General features: G+C 58.6%; 2 protein-coding genes. Both read left to right on the forward strand.

The genetic code is table 11. The features are described 5' to 3' along the window. On the forward strand, window positions 1-187 hold a 187-nt coding region (locus CFR72_RS17900), incomplete at its 5' end, for a hypothetical protein (RefSeq protein ID WP_146220783.1). A gap of 322 nt (window positions 188-509) precedes the next feature. Next, on the forward strand, window positions 510-800 hold the full coding sequence (locus CFR72_RS17760; RefSeq protein WP_167400437.1) for a hypothetical protein: 291 nt from the start codon (window positions 510-512) through the stop codon (window positions 798-800). Window positions 801-917: the final 117 nt, after the last annotated feature.

Here is a 917-nt window from a genome sequence, read left to right on the forward strand (position 1 = left end):
GGGCAATACCAGTCCATGTCACCATTCACTCCATCTCTTCGCAAAGACGGATGAATCACAACAGGCTGGTATTGTTCAAAAACTTTCGGATCGGGCTCTCAGACAGCACAGTGTTGATGGCCGCAATGCAATCATTACTTTCCCGCAAGCAATGACATTAATCGATGCACATTCCTCAGTATTCTAGGGAGATCGTTCGACCATCATCCGAGCATTCCTATCTCTATCGTGCTGGCGAAAGAGATACTGGTCTGCGCGAAATCATGGCGCAGTAGTTCACGTTCGCTACCCCAATTCCCTTAAAACGGCTCGAAGCTCGATCCACCGCCACTAGGATCGGGGTCCGTGTCCCGGCCCCTCGACCGAGACGGTCCACCCCGGCCACGTCCTCGACCTCTCATGCGCATGCCTGGCCCTTCGGACCGCCTCTGCCGTTCCTGCGCCTCGTATCGCTCCAGTCCGGTCCTGACGGCCTTTTCCTCGGCCTCCAGATCCTCCAACCCCATACGATGCAGCTTGGTATCCACAGCACGGGCGAGAGGATCTGTCGGGTAAAATCTGGCGAACAGCTCCGCCCTCTTTTCCGGCGCTTCACGAATGAGCTGCGCCAGCCTGCTCTCGATCCGCCGCTTCTGCTCCTCCTGCCGCTTCAAAACCTTCCTGCGGACTTCTGCGGCCCGCTCCTGTTGCTCCTCGGCCTGCCGTCGTTGCTCCGCCTCACGCTGGCGCAGCATCTCGGCATATCTGGCCTCGGTCTCCTGTTCAGCCCGGCGACTGCGGCCAAAGGCCCGCACAAGTGAGCTGGCAGCGGCTTTCTTGGGGGACGTACATAAAACGGGCACAGATATACGCTAAGGATTATCGGTGATTGTGATGGCTTGCCGGAGCGGGCGGAGTTTCCCTTCCGGGATGCCGGC

The sequence above is a fragment of the Gluconacetobacter entanii genome (genome assembly GCF_003206495.1).
GTDB classification, from domain to species: domain Bacteria; phylum Pseudomonadota; class Alphaproteobacteria; order Acetobacterales; family Acetobacteraceae; genus Novacetimonas; species Novacetimonas entanii.

What these genes read in the sequence shown, in the direction of transcription:
- CFR72_RS17760 (WP_167400437.1), top strand. Translation starts at nt 510, where the DNA reads ATGCAGCTTGGTATCCACAGCACGGGCGAGAGGATCTGTCGGGTAAAA.